Below are 16,944 nucleotides of genomic sequence, written 5' to 3'. Positions count from 1 at the left end.
TACTACACGAGTAATGAAAATTAAGCGGCTTTTAAACCTTGGTTTATAGCAACTAAATCTGCACTTGTTAATGTACCCGCAGCTTGTTTTAGGCGAAGGGTAGATAACACATAACGGTAACGTACATCAGCAAGGTTACGCTTTGCATCGTACAAATTTTGCGTACTTACTAGTACGTCAACAATGGTACGAGTACCTACTTCAAAACCAGCTTCAGTTGCTTTAAGGGCACTTTGAGCTGAAACAACCGCTTGCTCTAGCGCTTTGTAAGTAGCAATGTCTGAAACAACTTGATTATAAGATGTAATCACTGTGCGAGTTACTGCGCGGTAATTTGTTTCATAGTCTTGGCTCGCACCTACGTAAAACGCACGGGCCTGATTTGTTGCAGCAACTGTTGCACCACCTGAATATAAAGGTACGCTAAAGTTAAGCCCTACAGAGCTTGAGTCTGAACGTGGCTGATCATCAAAGTTAGCGCCATTTATTTGATTGTCTGTAAGAGAATCGCCGTAACTAGCACTTAGGGTTAGCTTTGGGTAATGACCCGCTTTTGCTAATTCAATTTGATCTTTTGCAATATCAACCGTTACTTTAGACACTTGTAGGTTTATATTTTTATCTTCAGCTACTTTAACAAAGTCGCTTGAGCGCTTAGTTGGTTTAGTTGTTGAGAAAGTATCTGTATTTAAAAAGTCTAATTTTTCGTGATATTTACCTGTAATCTCACGAAGTTGCTCACGTGCTGTTTCTACAGCATTACCTGCAATAATTTCTTGAGCTACAGAGTTATCAAACTGAGCTTGCGCTTCATGTACGTCTGTAATAGCTGTTAAGCCTACCGCATAACGTTGTTTTGTTTGCTCAAGTTGACGTTCAATTGCACGTTTTTCAGCTTCAACAAATTCAAGGTTATCGCTTGCACTTAATACGTTAAAATAACCTTCAGCAACGCGTACAATTAAGTTTTGTTTAGCTGCATCGTATAGGCCGTTTGCTTGAAGCGCTTGCTTGTCGGCAATATCTAACGTATTCCAGGCACCTAAATCAAATAATGTTTGGCTTAAGCTCACACCGCGAGAGAATTGGTCTGTATCACTTTCAACTTTTACTTGGTTAGATAAGTCGCCAACGCTTTGGTACGACGTTGCATCGCTTTTTGTATAACCCATAGTTAAACCAATTTGAGGTAATAGTGCACTCATCGCCAAATCGCTTTGGTAAGACTGCGCATCGGCTTGGGCTTTTGCTTTTAAAACAGTAGGATCGTTAGCTGTCGCTATTTCAAAAACTTGTAGTAAATCTTCAGCTTTCACTGCTGTTGCACCTAATGCGCATGATAAACTAACTAGCGCCGCAAGAATGTTCTTTTTCATGTGGGGTTCGGTCCTTAGACAATTTTTGTACTAAAAGCATGTTAACCTGTTTTACTGCATAACAAAAAAAATAATTAGTAAAACAGTATGTTCAAGTGTAACAGAATATATTAACGCATTTTAAAGCTTTAGATAAGTAGGAGGTATGTACGTGGTTGATAAAAAGCTCGTTCAATTTACACATAAAGATGTGAATTTAAAGCCAATAAAAAACCTTTATAAAGGTTTTTTTCAGGTTGATTTATACCAGTTTGAACATGCTCTTTTTGCGGGTGGAAAATCTAAAGTAATTAGTCGAGAAATATTAGAACGTGGCGATGCAATTGCAGTACTCCCTTACGATCCAATATCAGATACTGTTCTTTTAATTGAGCAAATACGTATTGGCGCTATTAAAAGCAAGCATTCGCCTTGGCTGCTAGAGTGTATAGCCGGAATGACAGACGGCAGTACGGATTACGAATCAGTTGTAAAAAAAGAAGCGTATGAAGAAGCTGGGCTTGAATTAACTGAACTTGAATTTATGCTTTCATACCTATCAAGCCCTGGTGGTACAACTGAGCGCTTGCATTTGTATTTAGCGCGTACTGACTTAAGCCAAGTGAAATCAGGTGTATATGGTCTTGAAACTGAAGGGGAGGATATAAAAACTCACATTCTATCAGTTGATGATGCGCTAATGCGCCTCAATAACGGTGAAATGGATAATGCGGCAACGGTTATTTGTATGCAGTGGCTTGCGCTTAATCGTGAAAAAATGGCAAGCAAATGGGCATAAACTCTTACTAATATTATGGTGGTACTTTGACAGCACGATTAGTAACAAAGCGATATATTCAGAGCCTCCCAAAGTATTTAACACTTTGTGAGCATAACTATGTGCGACTATTAAAGTTGTTACCGAGCGAGCGCAATATAGGAAGCATTCGTGAAGTTAAACTTGGCAACAGTGAGTTTGCTACAAAAATTGATGGCAGCGCAAAATACACCATGGATATTTCAATTAAGCAGCTAACAGGAATGGTTAAAGGGATTACGCCACTGTATTTAACGGTACGCATGTATCACGATGCCAAAGTGGCTGAAATTGTTCATCACGATTACCATCAACGCATAAAACCATCTTATGGATACCCTAACCCTAAAATGCATCAAAAAGATGAAAAGTATCAACTTAATGCTTTTTTATACGATTGGTTAGTGGCCTGTGTAGAGCACGGACAAGCGACGTTAAATTGGGATGTAAATAATGGCTTGGTTTGATGATACATATACATTTGATAAATCATCTTTGTGGATTGCGCATATTACTGACAGCCATTTATTTGCAGACAAAAGCGGTGAGTACTTTACTGTAAATACCGCAGATCATTTTGAACAAGCCTTGGCACACATAGCAAAACAATCAATAGACTGCATTATTTTTGGTGGCGATTTAACACAAGATCATAGTTTTGAATCGTACTTATTATTTAGTGAACTTATAAATGCCAGTGACATTACTTGTCCTGTATTTTGGGTGCCAGGTAATCATGATGAATTAGCAATGCTTAATCGCATAAGTGGTGGGCAAATAAATTCGGCTAAACATATTATTGCTAATGGGATTGAGCTACTTCTTATTAATTCTAAAGGGCCCACGCCCGCAGGATGGGTTACTGGCACGCATTTAGATGAAGTAACGGACGCTTTAGTCAACTCGAATAATAGTAAAGTTATATTTTGTCATCATAATCCGCTGCCAATAAACGGCTACCTTGATAAACACTTATTAGAAAATGGCCCACAGCTTTTAAATATCTTAGTTAATAGTAATAATGTATCTGCGCTTTTTCATGGGCATGTGCACAATGATTACGAACAAAGTTTTAGAGGGCTGCCCATATATGCGACCCCGGCCAGCTCAATACAGTTTGTAAAGCACACTTCACAGTGGGAGCAAAAAAATGCGGGGCCAGCTTACAGAACGCTAAATATAAAGAGTAAAAAAGATAAAGTAGAAGTAAAAACGGAAGTAGTATGGCTAAACGCGTAATTTATATTCATGGCTTTAATAGTTCACAAAAATCATATAAAGCTGTGCGCTTTGGTGAGCTTATGGCAAACTATGACGTTGATTATTGTGTACCGAACTTAAACCACGAGCCCCTACAAGCTATAATTGAGCTTGAACAATTACTAACGCCAAATACCGTTTTATTAGGTAGCTCGTTAGGTGGTTTTTTTGCCACGTATTTATCGCAGCGTTATCAAATTCCTGCAGTGGTTATTAATCCCGCGGTCGCACCCTATAATTTATTACAGTCGTTACTTGGACCTAATTATAATCCGTATCAAGATTATCATTACGATTTAAATCACAGCCATATTGAGGCACTTAAATTACTCGCTGTAGATAAATTAGCATACCCTGAGTTACTGTACTTATTACAGCAAACAGGCGATGAAGTGTTGAACTTTCAACACGCAGTAAAATATTATTCGCAATGCAAGCAATTGATAGAATTTGGTGGCGATCATAGCTACGTTGAATTTGAACGCACCTTTGCAAGTATTGTAGATTTTCTTAAAATCACGTAAAACTAGTTAGCCTGAACTGAGGTTAGTTACTATATTAACGCTTTAGCGCATATAACAATAAAACTAGTAAAACGTATTAGAGCCTTAGCGGATATAAAGACAAAAACTATGAGTGATCAAAATTATAACGCCGAAGCCATTGAAGTACTTAATGGATTAGATCCGGTAAAACGACGCCCAGGGATGTACACAGATACAACACGTCCCAATCATTTAGGCCAAGAGGTTATCGATAACAGTGTCGATGAAGCTATGGCTGGTCATGCTACTCGTATCGACGTAATACTCCACGAAGACAATTCGCTTGAAGTAAGTGATGACGGGCGTGGTATGCCTATTGATATTCACCCAGAAGAAGGTATCCCTGGGGTTGAATTGATCTTCACTAAATTACACGCCGGTGGTAAGTTTTCTAACAAAAACTACCAATTTTCGGGTGGTTTACACGGCGTAGGTATTTCGGTAGTAAATGCGTTATCTACGCGTGTAGAAGTAACAGTAAGGCGCGACGCTCAGCAATTTAGAATGGCATTTGAAAGCGGCGATAAAGTAGAAGACTTAAACGTAATTGGTACAGTGGGTAAGCGTAACACCGGCACTACGGTTCGTTTTTGGGCTGATGTTAGCTACTTTGATTCACCAAACTACTCAATTACCAAGCTTAATCATTTATTAAAAGCCAAAGCAGTTTTGTGCCCAGGACTTCGTATTAAGTTTGTTAATAAGCAAACAAAAGAAACCCAAGAATGGTTTTACGAAACAGGCTTAAAAGATTATTTAGTTGAAGCAATTAAAGGTTTTGAAACATTACCGCAAGACCCGTTTGTTGGCGAATTTAAAAGTTCAATTGAAGGCGCTGACTGGGCTGTTGTATGGCTACCAGAAGGTGGTGAATCAATAGCTGAAAGCTACGTAAACCTTATTCCTACCGCGCAAGGTGGTACGCATGTAAATGGTTTACGCCAAGGTTTGCTTGAAGCAATGCGTGAATTTTGTGAGTTTAGAAACTTACTCCCTCGTGGTGTGAAATTAACTCCTGATGACATTTGGGATCGTTGTAGTTACGTGTTATCGGTTAAAATGCAAGACCCTCAATTTGCCGGTCAAACAAAAGAAAAACTATCATCACGCTCGTGTTCTGCGTTTGTATCGGGGGTTGTAAAAGACTCGTTTAGTTTATGGTTGAATGAACATACTGATACCGCAGAGTTATTAGCTGAGTTATGTATTTCAAATGCACAAACTCGCTTGCGTGCAGCTAAAAAAGTAGTGCGTAAACGTGTTACTGCAGGTCCTGCTTTACCGGGTAAATTGACCGATTGTAGCGCGGCCGATAACGACCGTACCGAATTGTTTTTAGTGGAAGGTGATTCTGCTGGTGGCTCTGCTAAACAAGCAAGAGACCGTGAATTTCAGGCTATCATGCCGCTACGTGGTAAAATTTTGAATACCTGGGAAGTTGAGTCAGGCCAAATACTAGCATCACAAGAAGTACACGATATTTCAGTGGCGCTGGGTATTGATCCAGAATCAACCGATATGTCGGCATTACGCTACAATAAAATTTGTATATTGGCCGATGCTGACTCGGATGGACTACACATCGCAACACTATTATGTGCACTGTTTGTTCGCCATTTCCCAGAGTTAGTAAAAACAGGGCATGTGTATGTAGCAATGCCGCCATTATTTAGAATCGATATTGGTAAAGAAGTTTATTACGCACTTGATGAGCAAGAAAAAACCGCTATTTTGGCGCGCATAGAAGCCGAGAAAAAACGCGGAAAAGTAAACGTACAACGATTCAAAGGTCTGGGTGAAATGAATCCGTTACAACTGCGTGAAACCACGATGGATCCAAATACACGACGTTTAGTGCAGCTTACGCTTGATGAAGAAGTAGAAACCATGGAAATGATGGATATGCTGCTTGCTAAGAAACGATCGCCTGATCGTCGTCAATGGTTAGAAGATCATGGTAACAAGGCACTCGTTTAATTACCTGTGCTTAACACTAGGAGAGGCGAATGAAAAAACTACTAGGAAGTTTGCTGTTACTTGGGCTGACTACCGCTCCTGTAATGGCGAAAAATATACTCGATAAGCTCACAGTCGCACCGGGATTTGAAATAAGCTTATTTGCAAATGATGTAGAAAATGCACGTCAAATAGCCGTTTCAAAAAAAGGTATTGTGTATGTTGGCTCTCGCAAAGCGGGCAACGTATATGCGCTTATTGATCATAATAGCGATGGCGTAGCAGATAAAAAAATTGTTGTGGCTAAAGGCCTAAACATGCCCTCTGGCATAGCAATTAAAGATGGCGATTTATACGTAGGCGAAGTACATCGTATTATTCGCTTTAAAAATATTGATACCCAATTAAAAGATCCAAAATTTGATGTGGTTTATGACGCATTACCGAGCGAGCGTCATCATGGTTGGAAATTTTTACGTTTTGCACCAACGGGCGAGCTAATCATTCCGGTGGGTGTACCGTGTAATATTTGTGCTGAGGATGAACGTTTTGGTCGTATTTTTGCGCTTAATGTAGAAACAAAACAAATAAAAACAATAGCCAAGGGCGTTAGAAACACCGTCGGTTTTGATTTTCATCCAGCTACTCAAGCTTTATGGTTTAGTGATAACGGTCGCGACATGATGGGCGATGATATTCCGCCTGATGAGTTAAACCGTGCAACGCAAGAAGGTGAGCATTTTGGTTTTCCGTATGTTCATGCCGGTGCAATTATTGACCCTGAGTTTGGTGAAGGTAAAAATATTGCCGATTACACGTCGCCAGCTCTTGCACTTGCTGCGCATGTAGCGCCACTGGGCATTCATTTTTATAACGGTAAGCAATTTCCAGCAAGCTATAAGCAACAATTATTTGTTGCTGAACATGGCTCATGGAACCGCTCTAAAAAGTCAGGTTATAAAGTAGGGCTAGCAACAATTGAAGTAGGTCGCGTAACTAAATATACGCCATTTATTACTGGCTTTATGAAAGACGAAACAACATTTGGACGCCCTGTTGCATTTGCAGAATTAGGTGACGGCAGTCTGTTAGTAAGCGATGATTACGCCAATGTAATCTACCGTGTAAGCTATAAGAAAAACTAGGTAAGCTTTAATGAGTGATACAGATACCTTGCTAATGCAAGGAATTGAGCAACAAACAATGGGGCGTTTTACCGAAGACGCCTATTTAAATTATTCCATGTACGTGATCATGGACCGCGCCTTACCGCATGTAGGTGATGGTTTAAAACCAGTACAGCGTCGTATTATTTATGCGATGAGCGAACTGGGTTTGTCGGCTAACGCTAAGTACAAAAAATCAGCCCGTACAGTGGGTGACGTACTCGGTAAGTACCATCCACACGGCGACAGTGCATGTTACGAAGCGATGGTATTAATGGCGCAGCCGTTTTCTTACCGCTACCCTTTGGTAGATGGACAAGGAAACTGGGGTGCGGCAGATGACCCTAAATCGTTTGCAGCAATGCGTTATACCGAAGCGCGTTTATCTAAGTTTTCAGAAGTACTATTAAAAGAGCTTGGCCAAGGCACCGTAGATTGGACACCAAACTTTGATGGTACGATGGATGAGCCTGTTGTACTGCCTTCTCGTTTACCGCATATTTTACTAAACGGTATAACGGGTATTGCCGTAGGTATGGCAACCGATATTCCGCCACATAACGTACGTGAAGTGGCTAGTGCATGTTGTTTATTACTTGATAAACCAAAAACAGAGCTTGAAGAATTACTTGAGCTTGTACATGCACCAGATTACCCAACAGATGCTGAAATAATTACTCCAAAAGCCGATATTCATAAAATATATAAAACCGGTCGTGGGTCTATCAAAATGCGTGCGGTTTATACCGAAGAGCATGGCGATATTGTTATTACAGCGCTGCCGCATCAATGTTCTGGTGGTAAAGTACTTGAGCAAATTGCAGCGCAAATGAACGCTAAAAAATTACCAATGATTGCCGATTTACGTGACGAGTCAGATCACGAAAATCCAACACGCATTGTAATTATTCCGCGCTCAAACCGCATTAAAGCTGAGCCATTAATGGCGCATTTATTTGCAACCACCGATCTTGAAAAAAATTACCGCGTAAACTTAAACATGCTAGGCCTCGATGGCCGCCCGCAAGTTAAAGATTTACGCTGTATTTTAAGTGAGTGGCTAATATTTAGACGCGAAACAGTGCGTCGTCGTTTGCAGTATCGTTTAGATAAAGTATTAGCGCGTCTACATATTTTAGAGGGTTTATTAGCCGCCTTTTTAAATATTGATGAAGTGATTGAGATAATTCGCAGCGAAGATAAACCAAAGCCTGTATTAATGGAGCGCTTTGATTTAACTGATACGCAAGCAGAAGCAATTCTAGAATTAAAACTTCGTCATTTAGCAAAACTTGAAGAGTTTAAAATTCGTGGTGAGCAAGACGAACTAGCCAAAGAGCGTGATAAATTAGCGCAAATTTTGGGCTCAGAACGTCGTATGTCTACACTGCTTAAAAAAGAAATTCAAGAAGCCGCTGAAATGTACGGTGACGATCGTCGCTCACCAGTGATTGAGCGCTCAGAAGCGAAAGCACTTAACGAAAAAGATTTAATTCCGTCAGAGTCAGTTACTGTTGTGCTATCAGACAAAGGCTGGGCACGCGTTGGTAAAGGTCATGACTTAGATGTACAAGGCTTAAATTATCGCTCAGGTGACGGCTTTAGAGCCTCTGCTCGTGGTAAGAGTAATCAACCTGCGGTATTTTTAGATTCAGCAGGGCGGGCGTTTGCAACTGATGCGCACAGTCTACCTTCGGCGCGTAGCCAAGGGGAGCCAATGACAGGTCGTTTTAACTTAACACCAGGCGCTAATTTTGAGCACGTGGTAATGAGTGAAGACGAGCAAGTATTGCTTATGGCGTCAGATGCAGGTTACGGCTTTATTACCGACTTTAAAGACTTAGTTAGTAAAAATAAAAACGGTAAAGCGCTCGTAAGTGTCCCTAAAGGTGGAATATTACTTTCTCCTATTAGAGTGAACGATGTTGCTAGCGATTACTGTATGGCTATTTCTAACGAAGGTCGAATGCTTTTATTCCCGCTGCGAGACTTACCAAAATTAGGTAAGGGTAAAGGTAATAAAATCATCTCTATACCAGGTGCTAAAGTACAAGCCCGTGAAGAGTTTGTAAAAGTGCTTGCTGTTGTACCACTAGGTAGCAGTGTTACGCTTCATGCTGGTAAGCGTAAACTAACACTTAAACCAAGTGATTTAGAGCATTATCATGGTGAGCGAGGACGTAGGGGTAATAAACTACCGCGTGGCTTACAGCGTGTTGACGAAGCCGTTGTTGAGCTAACACCTCAAGATGATGAACCAATAGACGTTATTAGCGAAGAGTAGCCAATTACTTTTTTGTATAAATAAAAACGGTCTGCATTTGCAGGCCGTTTTTGTTTTAAAATAAAGAGCTTAAATATTTCAGCGTACACTTGTGCGCTATTGACTCGTTTGTGTCACAAAATAACGCTATAATAATTATAATTCATTTTTGGAGAAGCCCATTTGCTAGCTGTTATACGCGTTTTTATTATGCTGCTGTTTATATTATTCAGTTGTATTTTTGGTTTATTACTTTCGATTGTAAGACCATTTCACCCTAATAATGTACATATTATAGCGGGTTGGTTTGGCTCAATGGCTAAAATGGTTGGCGTTAAGCTAGTTCTAACACGTCATAAAGATGCCGTTGATCCAGGTCCTGCAGTTTATGTTGCTAATCATCAAAATAGCTACGACTTATTTACAGTGCCAGCAATGGTGCCAAAAAACTGCGTAAGTTTAGGTAAAAAGAGCTTAAAGTGGATCCCATTTTTTGGTCAGCTTTATTGGTTGTCGGGTAATATATTAATAGACAGATCGAATCGCTCTAAAGCGGCAGGAACTATCTCAAAAGCAGCCGAAAAAATTAAAAATAATGGCTTATCTGTATGGATGTTTCCAGAAGGCACACGAAGCTATGGAAGAGGGTTGCTACCATTTAAAACGGGTGCATTTCACACCGCAATGAGCGCAGATGTACCCATAATTCCGGTATGTATGAATACAACACATAAAACCATTAAGCTAAATCGTTGGGATAATGGTACAATTCACATCGAAATGTTAGCGCCTATACCGCTTGATAAAGAAATTAGCGCGCGTGAGCATGCTAAAAGCGTGCATAGCATTATGGCTGCTAAAATAACTGAATTAGATGCTCAAGTGAGAGAAAAATAATGGAAAACTGGCGTGAAATAAGTGAAGACATCGTAAGTTCACTACTTGAAGATGGGTCAGACCCTGAAATACTTTATGAAGTAGAGCACCACTTTGTGTGTGAAGACTTTCCTAAGTTAGAGCAAGCTGCACTTGCTGCTTTTAAATTGGGTTACGATGTTGAAGAACCAGCAGAGCTTGAGCTTGAAGACGGTAACAAAATTTGGAGCTTTGACATTGTAGTTGAAGCTGAGCTAGACGTAGACGTTATTATGGAAGACGTTGATAAGCTAGCGCAACTAGCCGTTGAGTGCGAAGTTGAGTACGATGGTTGGGGTACTTACTTTCAAGAGTAATTAGCTGACTGTTATAAAAAAGACGATCATTGCAAAGTGTTCGTCTTTTTTAATGCCTGTAAAAGCGTGCTACCAAACATGCGCTTCCCCTCAGGTTTTTTCTAGGGACGATTACTCTTTGTTGCCTAAATGGATGTGGTAAGGGGCGTGAACAGGATGCGGAAGCTTTGCTCGGTTTTTACTTATTTTCACATGAAAGTAAGCCAGTAGCGTAACGCAGGAGTAGTTACCGAGCCCGCTTGATTACAAACCCCGCGCCGCGATTTAACCGCCCCTAGATTAAACTAATTTCAATCCGCAAAGGGCAACATGCCGAGTTCTGCTGAAGCTTTTAATTCGAACTAAATTGAATCAACCTTCTAGGTGTTTTCAATAATTTATTTAAAACTTATTGGTATGTTTTGTATAAATATTATTAATAAATTATCTATAAAAAATAAAATATTCACCTTCACTGAACTCAAACACCTCTTAAGTTTTTTAAGCTACCCTTCACTAATATAATAATACTTTCATCTTTAAATTCTTATTTCAAATGCATTTCGTTCTGCCATTATTTTGTTTTATTTTATATAAACAGTCTAAATTAATTGGTTAACCAGTGGTATTCTAGTTAATTAAACTGAACGTAAGCTTTACTGCATAAAATAAAATGAAAACCAATTTTGTTATCACAAGAAATACGATTTTGAATTTTTAATAAATTACCAATTAAAGTTGTATTTAATGCTTTTTCATTATTTTATATTTTGTTCCTTATCTGGTGTTCGTTATTTTTTTGATAGTTATTGTTTTTAAGTATTTGTTTTAATTTGTTTTTATTTATTGTTGATTTAATGAATCTAAATGAAATCAATACTTATTACCTATTAAATAAATTGTTGCAAATTTATTACAAGCAATATAACTTGTGTCTCAGCCCAGCTGGCAACAATCATTGGTAATATTTCATTGTAAACCAGGAGTGGTTTTTTTTACATTTAACTTATTACCAATTACACATAAAAACACAAGTTAAAACCTGTTTACAGGCGGTGATCTAGGCTCAAGTGAAATACTCATTTATAGCCATGTAGTAAGATTTTTTCATGTACAGGTTTGGAGAAATAAAGATAATGATTAACCAAAAATCCCTATTTATGCTTGCAGCAATGACTGCTAGCTCAAGTTTTGTACAAGCGGCAACTGTTAATAATGCTGGATTTGAAGATGGTTGGAATAACTGGAATGAAACAGAACCAGCGGCTATTTCAGGTAGTGCTTACAAGGGCTCTAAATCATTAAAAATTCAAGGTAGCCCAGGGCGTGTTTACCAGAATGTAGATGTAGATCGAAATACTCAGTACACGTTAAGTGCGTACGTACTTGGCAAGGGACAAATCGGCATTAACGATCTTAATGGTTTGTTTAAAAGTGAGAAATTTAACGTTTCTTCGTGGACAAAAGTATCTAAAACTTTTACCACAGCTAATACAGGTTCGCTACAGGTATTTGCCAAGCATGATAAGAGCTCAAGCGATGTTCGTTTTGATGACTTTTCGTTAACTAAGGGGAGTTCTTCTGGCGGCGGAGACACAGGTGGTGGTGATACCGGCGGTGGCGACACTGGTAGTGGCTCAGGTATAGCAAGCAACATCACCAACGGTAGTATTTTTGACCTTGAAGGTAACGATCCTCATCCATTAGTAAATAGCGACACTTTAGAGTTTGTTCCTCTAGAAGCGCGTCATATCACTCCAAACGGGAATGGCTGGCGTCATGAATATAAAGTAAAAGAAAGTGCACGTGTTGCAATGACCGAAACCTATGAGGTTTTTGAGGCAACTGTAAAAGTTGAAATGTCAGATGGTGGTAAAACGATTATTTCTCAGCACCATGCTAGCGATACGGGTACGATTTCAAAAGTATATGTTTCAGATACTGATGAATCAGGTTTTGATGATAGCGTAGCGGATAACGGAATTTTTGACGTTTATGTTCGCCTGCGTAACACCAGTGGTAAAGAAGAAAAACATGCACTGGGTACTATCAGAAGTGGTGGTTCATTCAATCTAAAAGTAGTTAATAATTACGGTGATGTAGATGTGACTGCATTAGGTACTACCTTTGGTATTCCGGTAGAAGATGATTCAGAATCTTACTTTAAGTTTGGTAATTATTTACAATCACAAGACCCATATACACTAGATGAGTGTGGCGAGTCAGGAAACTCAGATTCATTTAAAGAGTGCTTTAAAGATTTAGGAATTACAAAAGCTAAAGTAACAATGACTGACGTTAGTTATACGCGTAAAACTAACTAATTATTTAGTTATTCAGTAGTTTAGAAGGCCACTCAGTTTAAAGCTGAGTGGCTTTTTTAATGCTTTTTAAATGTATAAACTTAATCTATAACCATTTTTTATTTTTAAAATACACACCAATACCGCCAGTAAGTACAATCAAAAATATAACAAACGCACTAAATGCATAGGGGCTCTCGGTACCCGGAATACCTCCTACGTTTACGCCTAACAGGCCGGTTAAAAAGCCTAAAGGTAAAAACAATGCAGCTACAACCGACATTACATACATACGCTGATTTAATTGCTCAGACACTTGGTTAGTGATTGTTTGCTGAATGATTTGCGCACGTTCAATAGAGCTATCAAGCTCCTCTAAATAACGAATAAGTAAGTTTGTTGTTTCGTTTAATTTTGCTTTATCGTCATCTAACAGCCACGGGTAGTGATTATTTACCATTGAGCTAAGGGCTTCTTTTTGCGGTTTTAAATAACGCTTTAAGGCAATTGTTTGACGGCGCAACTGTGATAAACCTTGGTTATCAAACTTTTTACTTGGTTCATCTATTTCTTCTTCAAATTCGTCGAGTGTTTCATCTAGTGAGTCAATAACGCTTTGCATACGTGAGGTTAATTTTTGTGTAATAGAGCATACTAGCTCAGAAATATTGCATGGGCCATTATTTTCATTTAAACAGGTGAGCGTATCCTGCACCGATAATAAACGACGCTTGCGGGTAGTAATAAGAATGTCTTCGCTAATAAATAAACGAATTGAAACCATGTCTTCAGGGCTTTGTGCTGGATTTAAATTTACACCACGTAAAAATAACATATGTCCGTTAGTCGTTGATGTAATTCGCGGGCGTGTTTCATCAGCAATTAAGGACTCTAATTCGTAATCGTTTAAATGAGGCTGTGCCTTGAGCCACTCAACAGCCTCGCTTTGGCTATAGTCCATGTGCACCCAAAGTTTTCCGTGGCTTGGTTGCCAGCTATTTAGCTCATTAGTGCTTTCAATAGGGCGAGCGCCGCCTTGTCCATCAAGTACAAGTGCATGTAGTAAACCATTAATCATAATTATTTCTCATAATAGTGTATTTTTAATACCGTTAACTATAGTGTATCTACTTAAGTATTTTAAACTTACCTTTATTTTTAATAAGTTAAGCTTAAATAGCAAAATATATGCAGAGCCTTTGGGCTGAGTAAAGTGGCATAAAGTACTATTCAGCAAGGCGTGCATTGTGTGACCAGTTGTTTAAAAAGATCAATTTAATTTACTAATCGACTAGATAAATTTATTTCGTTGGTGTTTTTTTACCTGTAGCGTATAAGTCACTTTTTTATTAAGGGCACATTTATGACAGCAAAGATCACAGTTGGTTGGCGTGAGTGGTTAAGTTTACCTGGGCTTGGTATTAACGAGATAAAAGCAAAAATTGATACTGGCGCTCGCACTTCATGTATTCATGCAATTAACATTGAAGAATACGAAGTTGACTCAGAAAAATGGGTTAAATTTACGGCCCAGCCACTGCAAGATGATGAGCAAACACAAGTCACTTGCAATGCAAAAGTTAAAAAAATGAAGTACGTAACCAGCTCAAGTGGGCAAAAAGAGTTACGTTACTTTATAGAAACTACATTGCATGCAGGCGAGCACAGCTGGCCTATCGAGCTTACTTTAACAAGCCGTGCAACAATGAAGTTTAGAATGTTATTAGGGCGTACAGCCATGGAAAATCGTATAGTCGTTGACCCGGCTTTATCTCAACTATTAGGTCGTAAGGTTTAACTATGAAAATCGGTATTTTATCTCGCAACAGAAAATTATATTCAACGCGTCGCTTAATTGAGGCGGCAGAGGCACGCGGTCACGAAGTTAAAGTGATTGATGCATTGCGCTGTTATATGAATATAAACTCTGAGCAACCAGAAATTCACTATCGCGGTGAAAACTTAAAAGAATTTGACGCAATCGTCCCGCGTATTGGTGCATCGGTTACATTTTATGGCTGTTCGGTACTTCGTCAGTTTGAAATGATGGGTGTTTACCCTGTAAATGAATCAGTCGCTATTTCTCGTTCGCGCGATAAATTACGCTCACTTCAGTTACTTTCGCGCAAAGGCGTTGGTATGCCAGTAACAGGTTTTGCTAGCAAACCAGATGATGTAAAAGACTTACTAGAAATGGTAGGCGGTGCACCTGTTGTAATTAAATTACTTGAAGGCACACAAGGCATTGGTGTTGTACTTGCTGAAACACGCAAAGCGGCAGAAAGCGTTATTGAAGCATTTATGGGCTTAAAAGCTAATATTATGGTTCAGGAATACATTAAAGAAGCGGGTGGTGCCGATATACGTTGTTTCGTATTAGGCGATAAAGTAATAGCAGCTATGAAGCGCCAAGCACAAGAAGGTGAGTTCCGTTCTAACCTTCACCGTGGCGGTAGTGCTACATTAGTTCGTATTACTCCAGAAGAACGTAAAACGGCAGTAGCGGCGGCTAAATCAATGGGCTTGAACGTAGCGGGAGTTGATTTACTTCGCTCATCTCGTGGACCACTTGTGATGGAAGTAAACTCATCACCAGGTTTAGAGGGCATTGAAATAGCAACAGGTAAAGACATTGCAGGCATGGTGATTGATTTCATCGAAAAAAATGCTTCAAGTAAAGGAACGGCAACACGTGGCAAAGGTTAAAATTAACCGTCCTTTTTCCTTATTAGGAGAGAGTGTAGGCGTAGGCGAGCGTAAAACACTTGCCTTAGAGGCAGCTAAACTTTATACCCATTCACCACTTAATATTCCTATTGAAGTGGTTAACGGTGTAATGGAAGGTCCTGTGCTTATGGTGTGTGCGGCTATTCATGGTGATGAGCTAAATGGCGTAGAAGTTGTGCGTCAGTTAATTGCTAAAATAGACCCAAGCCAACTGCGCGGTACAATAATCGCTGTGCCTATTGTGAATGTGTTTGGCTTTATTCATAAATCGCGTTACTTACCAGACCGACGCGATATGAATCGTAGCTTCCCAGGTTCTGAGCGTGGCTCACTTGCTGGGCGTATGGCTTATATGTTTTTTAATCAAGTGGCAATACATTGTACCCACATTATTGATTTACATACTGGCGCTATTCATCGAACTAACTTACCGCAAATTCGCGCTAACTTAGCTGATGAAGCAACCGCTGAAATGGCTAAAGCATTCGGCACGCCAGCAGTTATAGATGCATCATTGCGTAATGGCTCATTACGAAGTGAAGCTGCAAACCTAGGTATACCGGTTATAACCTATGAAGCTGGTGAAGCACTGCGTTTTGATCCAATCGCAATTGCGGCCGGTGTACAGGGTGTTGATTATGTTATGCGTCATTTAAAAATGATCCGTGGCAAGCGTCCTAAAAAGTTACCAGATCCTATTATTGCAGGTTCAACTAGTTGGATACGTGCCGAAGTTGATGGCATTGTGCGTGCACAAGTATCACTAGGGGAGCATGTAACTAAAGGGCAAGTACTTGCTTATATTAGTAGCCCACTAGGTGACTCTGAGCTTGAGCTTTTAGCGCCTAAAGGCGGTATTGTTATTGGTCAGCAAACGATGCCATTAGTAAATGAAGGTGATGCGGTATTCCACCTTGCTTACTTTGCAAATGATAATAGTTTAGTAGAGCAGCAACTAGAGAACTTTATTGACGAGATAAACGATTTAGATGACGAGCTTAAAACAGCTGAGCTAAATAACTAATAGCTAGGGCGTGTTTAACTTTGCGGATTGAAATTTGTTCAATCTAGGGGCGATTAAATCGCGGCGCGAGGTTTGTAACCTAGTGGGCTAAGTAAAAACCGAGTAACAAAGAGTTTATCGCCCCTAGGCAGAACCCGAAGGGCAGCGCATGTTTGGCATTTATGCTGCGTTATCGCCTATTTATGGGGAGTAACCACACTTCATAGGCTCTGCCTTGCCTAAAAACTAAACATGCTGCTGCAAATTCAACCATCAAAGATCAACACGCCCTAGTCTTAATTGTGGTTAGTTAAAGCATTAAAAAAGCCGCAGAAGGT

General features: G+C 39.6%; 15 protein-coding genes. 13 read left to right on the top strand and 2 right to left on the bottom strand.

Going from position 1 to position 16,944, the window contains the following annotated elements; all coding sequences use genetic code 11:
- Positions 1–20 precede the first annotated feature (20 nt).
- The gene (tolC, locus tag I6E82_RS13190; protein ID WP_197118071.1) at positions 21–1,376 is read right to left on the bottom strand and encodes an outer membrane channel protein TolC; all 1,356 of its coding nucleotides are present in this window, start codon (positions 1,374–1,376) and stop codon (positions 21–23) included.
- A gap of 151 nt (positions 1,377–1,527) precedes the next feature.
- On the opposite strand from tolC, the gene I6E82_RS13185 reads away from it, so the two are divergent.
- From I6E82_RS13185 to I6E82_RS13140, 10 genes are all read left to right on the top strand, one after another.
- Complete coding sequence (locus I6E82_RS13185) at positions 1,528–2,154, top strand: NUDIX domain-containing protein (RefSeq protein WP_010553288.1); 627 nt, start codon at positions 1,528–1,530, stop codon at positions 2,152–2,154.
- Between the two features lie 26 nt (positions 2,155–2,180).
- On the top strand, positions 2,181–2,639 hold the full coding sequence (locus I6E82_RS13180; protein ID WP_197118070.1) for a DUF1249 domain-containing protein: 459 nt from the start codon (positions 2,181–2,183) through the stop codon (positions 2,637–2,639).
- On the top strand, positions 2,626–3,411 hold the full coding sequence (locus I6E82_RS13175; RefSeq protein ID WP_197118069.1) for a metallophosphoesterase: 786 nt from the start codon (positions 2,626–2,628) through the stop codon (positions 3,409–3,411). The genes I6E82_RS13180 and I6E82_RS13175 overlap by 14 nt, the downstream gene beginning before the upstream one ends.
- Complete coding sequence (locus I6E82_RS13170; RefSeq protein WP_197118068.1) at positions 3,396–3,956, top strand: YqiA/YcfP family alpha/beta fold hydrolase; 561 nt, start codon at positions 3,396–3,398, stop codon at positions 3,954–3,956. Before I6E82_RS13175 ends, I6E82_RS13170 begins: the two co-directional genes overlap by 16 nt.
- Before the next feature lie 108 nt (positions 3,957–4,064).
- Positions 4,065–5,954 carry a DNA topoisomerase IV subunit B gene (parE, locus tag I6E82_RS13165; protein ID WP_010553287.1) on the top strand — a complete coding sequence of 630 codons (1,890 nt, stop codon included), beginning with the start codon at positions 4,065–4,067 and terminating at the stop codon, positions 5,952–5,954.
- 29 nt (positions 5,955–5,983) lie between these two features.
- Positions 5,984–7,078 (top strand): PQQ-dependent sugar dehydrogenase, encoded by a 1,095-nt coding sequence (locus tag I6E82_RS13160; protein WP_010553286.1) that lies wholly within the window; start codon positions 5,984–5,986, stop codon positions 7,076–7,078.
- Between the two features lie 10 nt (positions 7,079–7,088).
- Positions 7,089–9,383 carry a DNA topoisomerase IV subunit A gene (gene parC, locus I6E82_RS13155; RefSeq protein WP_010553285.1) on the top strand — a complete coding sequence of 765 codons (2,295 nt, stop codon included), beginning with the start codon at positions 7,089–7,091 and terminating at the stop codon, positions 9,381–9,383.
- A 162-nt stretch (positions 9,384–9,545) separates the two neighbouring features.
- Complete coding sequence (locus I6E82_RS13150; RefSeq protein WP_024590693.1) at positions 9,546–10,259, top strand: 1-acylglycerol-3-phosphate O-acyltransferase; 714 nt, start codon at positions 9,546–9,548, stop codon at positions 10,257–10,259.
- Positions 10,259–10,594, top strand: coding sequence for a ribonuclease E inhibitor RraB (gene rraB, locus I6E82_RS13145; protein WP_007585369.1), 336 nt, complete (start codon positions 10,259–10,261; stop codon positions 10,592–10,594). The genes I6E82_RS13150 and rraB overlap by 1 nt, the downstream gene beginning before the upstream one ends.
- A gap of 1,115 nt (positions 10,595–11,709) precedes the next feature.
- Positions 11,710–12,897, top strand: coding sequence for a polysaccharide lyase family 7 protein (locus I6E82_RS13140; protein WP_101162842.1), 1,188 nt, complete (start codon positions 11,710–11,712; stop codon positions 12,895–12,897).
- 85 nt (positions 12,898–12,982) lie between these two features.
- Here the strand turns inward: I6E82_RS13140 and I6E82_RS13135 are convergent, their stop codons facing one another.
- Positions 12,983–13,954 (bottom strand): zinc transporter ZntB, encoded by a 972-nt coding sequence (locus tag I6E82_RS13135; protein WP_197111672.1) that lies wholly within the window; start codon positions 13,952–13,954, stop codon positions 12,983–12,985.
- A gap of 285 nt (positions 13,955–14,239) precedes the next feature.
- On the opposite strand from I6E82_RS13135, the gene I6E82_RS13130 reads away from it, so the two are divergent.
- From I6E82_RS13130 to I6E82_RS13120, 3 genes are read left to right on the top strand one after another with little or no spacing between them, the layout of a single operon-like run.
- Positions 14,240–14,674, top strand: coding sequence for an ATP-dependent zinc protease family protein (locus I6E82_RS13130; protein WP_007585784.1), 435 nt, complete (start codon positions 14,240–14,242; stop codon positions 14,672–14,674).
- A 2-nt stretch (positions 14,675–14,676) separates the two neighbouring features.
- On the top strand, positions 14,677–15,582 hold the full coding sequence (gene rimK, locus I6E82_RS13125; protein WP_002961977.1) for a 30S ribosomal protein S6--L-glutamate ligase: 906 nt from the start codon (positions 14,677–14,679) through the stop codon (positions 15,580–15,582).
- The gene (locus I6E82_RS13120; protein WP_007585786.1) at positions 15,569–16,627 is read left to right on the top strand and encodes a succinylglutamate desuccinylase/aspartoacylase family protein; all 1,059 of its coding nucleotides are present in this window, start codon (positions 15,569–15,571) and stop codon (positions 16,625–16,627) included. The genes rimK and I6E82_RS13120 overlap by 14 nt, the downstream gene beginning before the upstream one ends.
- The last annotated feature ends 317 nt before the right edge of the window (positions 16,628–16,944 follow it).

Source organism: Pseudoalteromonas sp. NZS11 (assembly GCF_015864765.1).
GTDB classification, from domain to species: domain Bacteria; phylum Pseudomonadota; class Gammaproteobacteria; order Enterobacterales; family Alteromonadaceae; genus Pseudoalteromonas; species Pseudoalteromonas arctica.
Note: the sequence above shows the minus strand (reverse complement) of the source record. Positions and strands in the feature narration are given on the sequence as shown.

Excerpts from the sequence above, each read along its gene's own strand:
- tolC (WP_197118071.1), bottom strand. The coding sequence starts at position 1,376 with ATGAAAAAGAACATTCTTGCGGCGCTAGTTAGTTTATCATGCGCATTA.
- I6E82_RS13175 (WP_197118069.1), top strand. The coding sequence starts at position 2,626 with ATGGCTTGGTTTGATGATACATATACATTTGATAAATCATCTTTGTGG.
- I6E82_RS13170 (WP_197118068.1), top strand. The coding sequence starts at position 3,396 with ATGGCTAAACGCGTAATTTATATTCATGGCTTTAATAGTTCACAAAAA.
- parE (WP_010553287.1), top strand. The coding sequence starts at position 4,065 with ATGAGTGATCAAAATTATAACGCCGAAGCCATTGAAGTACTTAATGGA.
- I6E82_RS13160 (WP_010553286.1), top strand. The coding sequence starts at position 5,984 with ATGAAAAAACTACTAGGAAGTTTGCTGTTACTTGGGCTGACTACCGCT.
- parC (WP_010553285.1), top strand. The coding sequence starts at position 7,089 with ATGAGTGATACAGATACCTTGCTAATGCAAGGAATTGAGCAACAAACA.
- rraB (WP_007585369.1), top strand. The coding sequence starts at position 10,259 with ATGGAAAACTGGCGTGAAATAAGTGAAGACATCGTAAGTTCACTACTT.
- I6E82_RS13140 (WP_101162842.1), top strand. The coding sequence starts at position 11,710 with ATGATTAACCAAAAATCCCTATTTATGCTTGCAGCAATGACTGCTAGC.
- I6E82_RS13135 (WP_197111672.1), bottom strand. The coding sequence starts at position 13,954 with ATGATTAATGGTTTACTACATGCACTTGTACTTGATGGACAAGGCGGC.
- I6E82_RS13130 (WP_007585784.1), top strand. The coding sequence starts at position 14,240 with ATGACAGCAAAGATCACAGTTGGTTGGCGTGAGTGGTTAAGTTTACCT.
- rimK (WP_002961977.1), top strand. The coding sequence starts at position 14,677 with ATGAAAATCGGTATTTTATCTCGCAACAGAAAATTATATTCAACGCGT.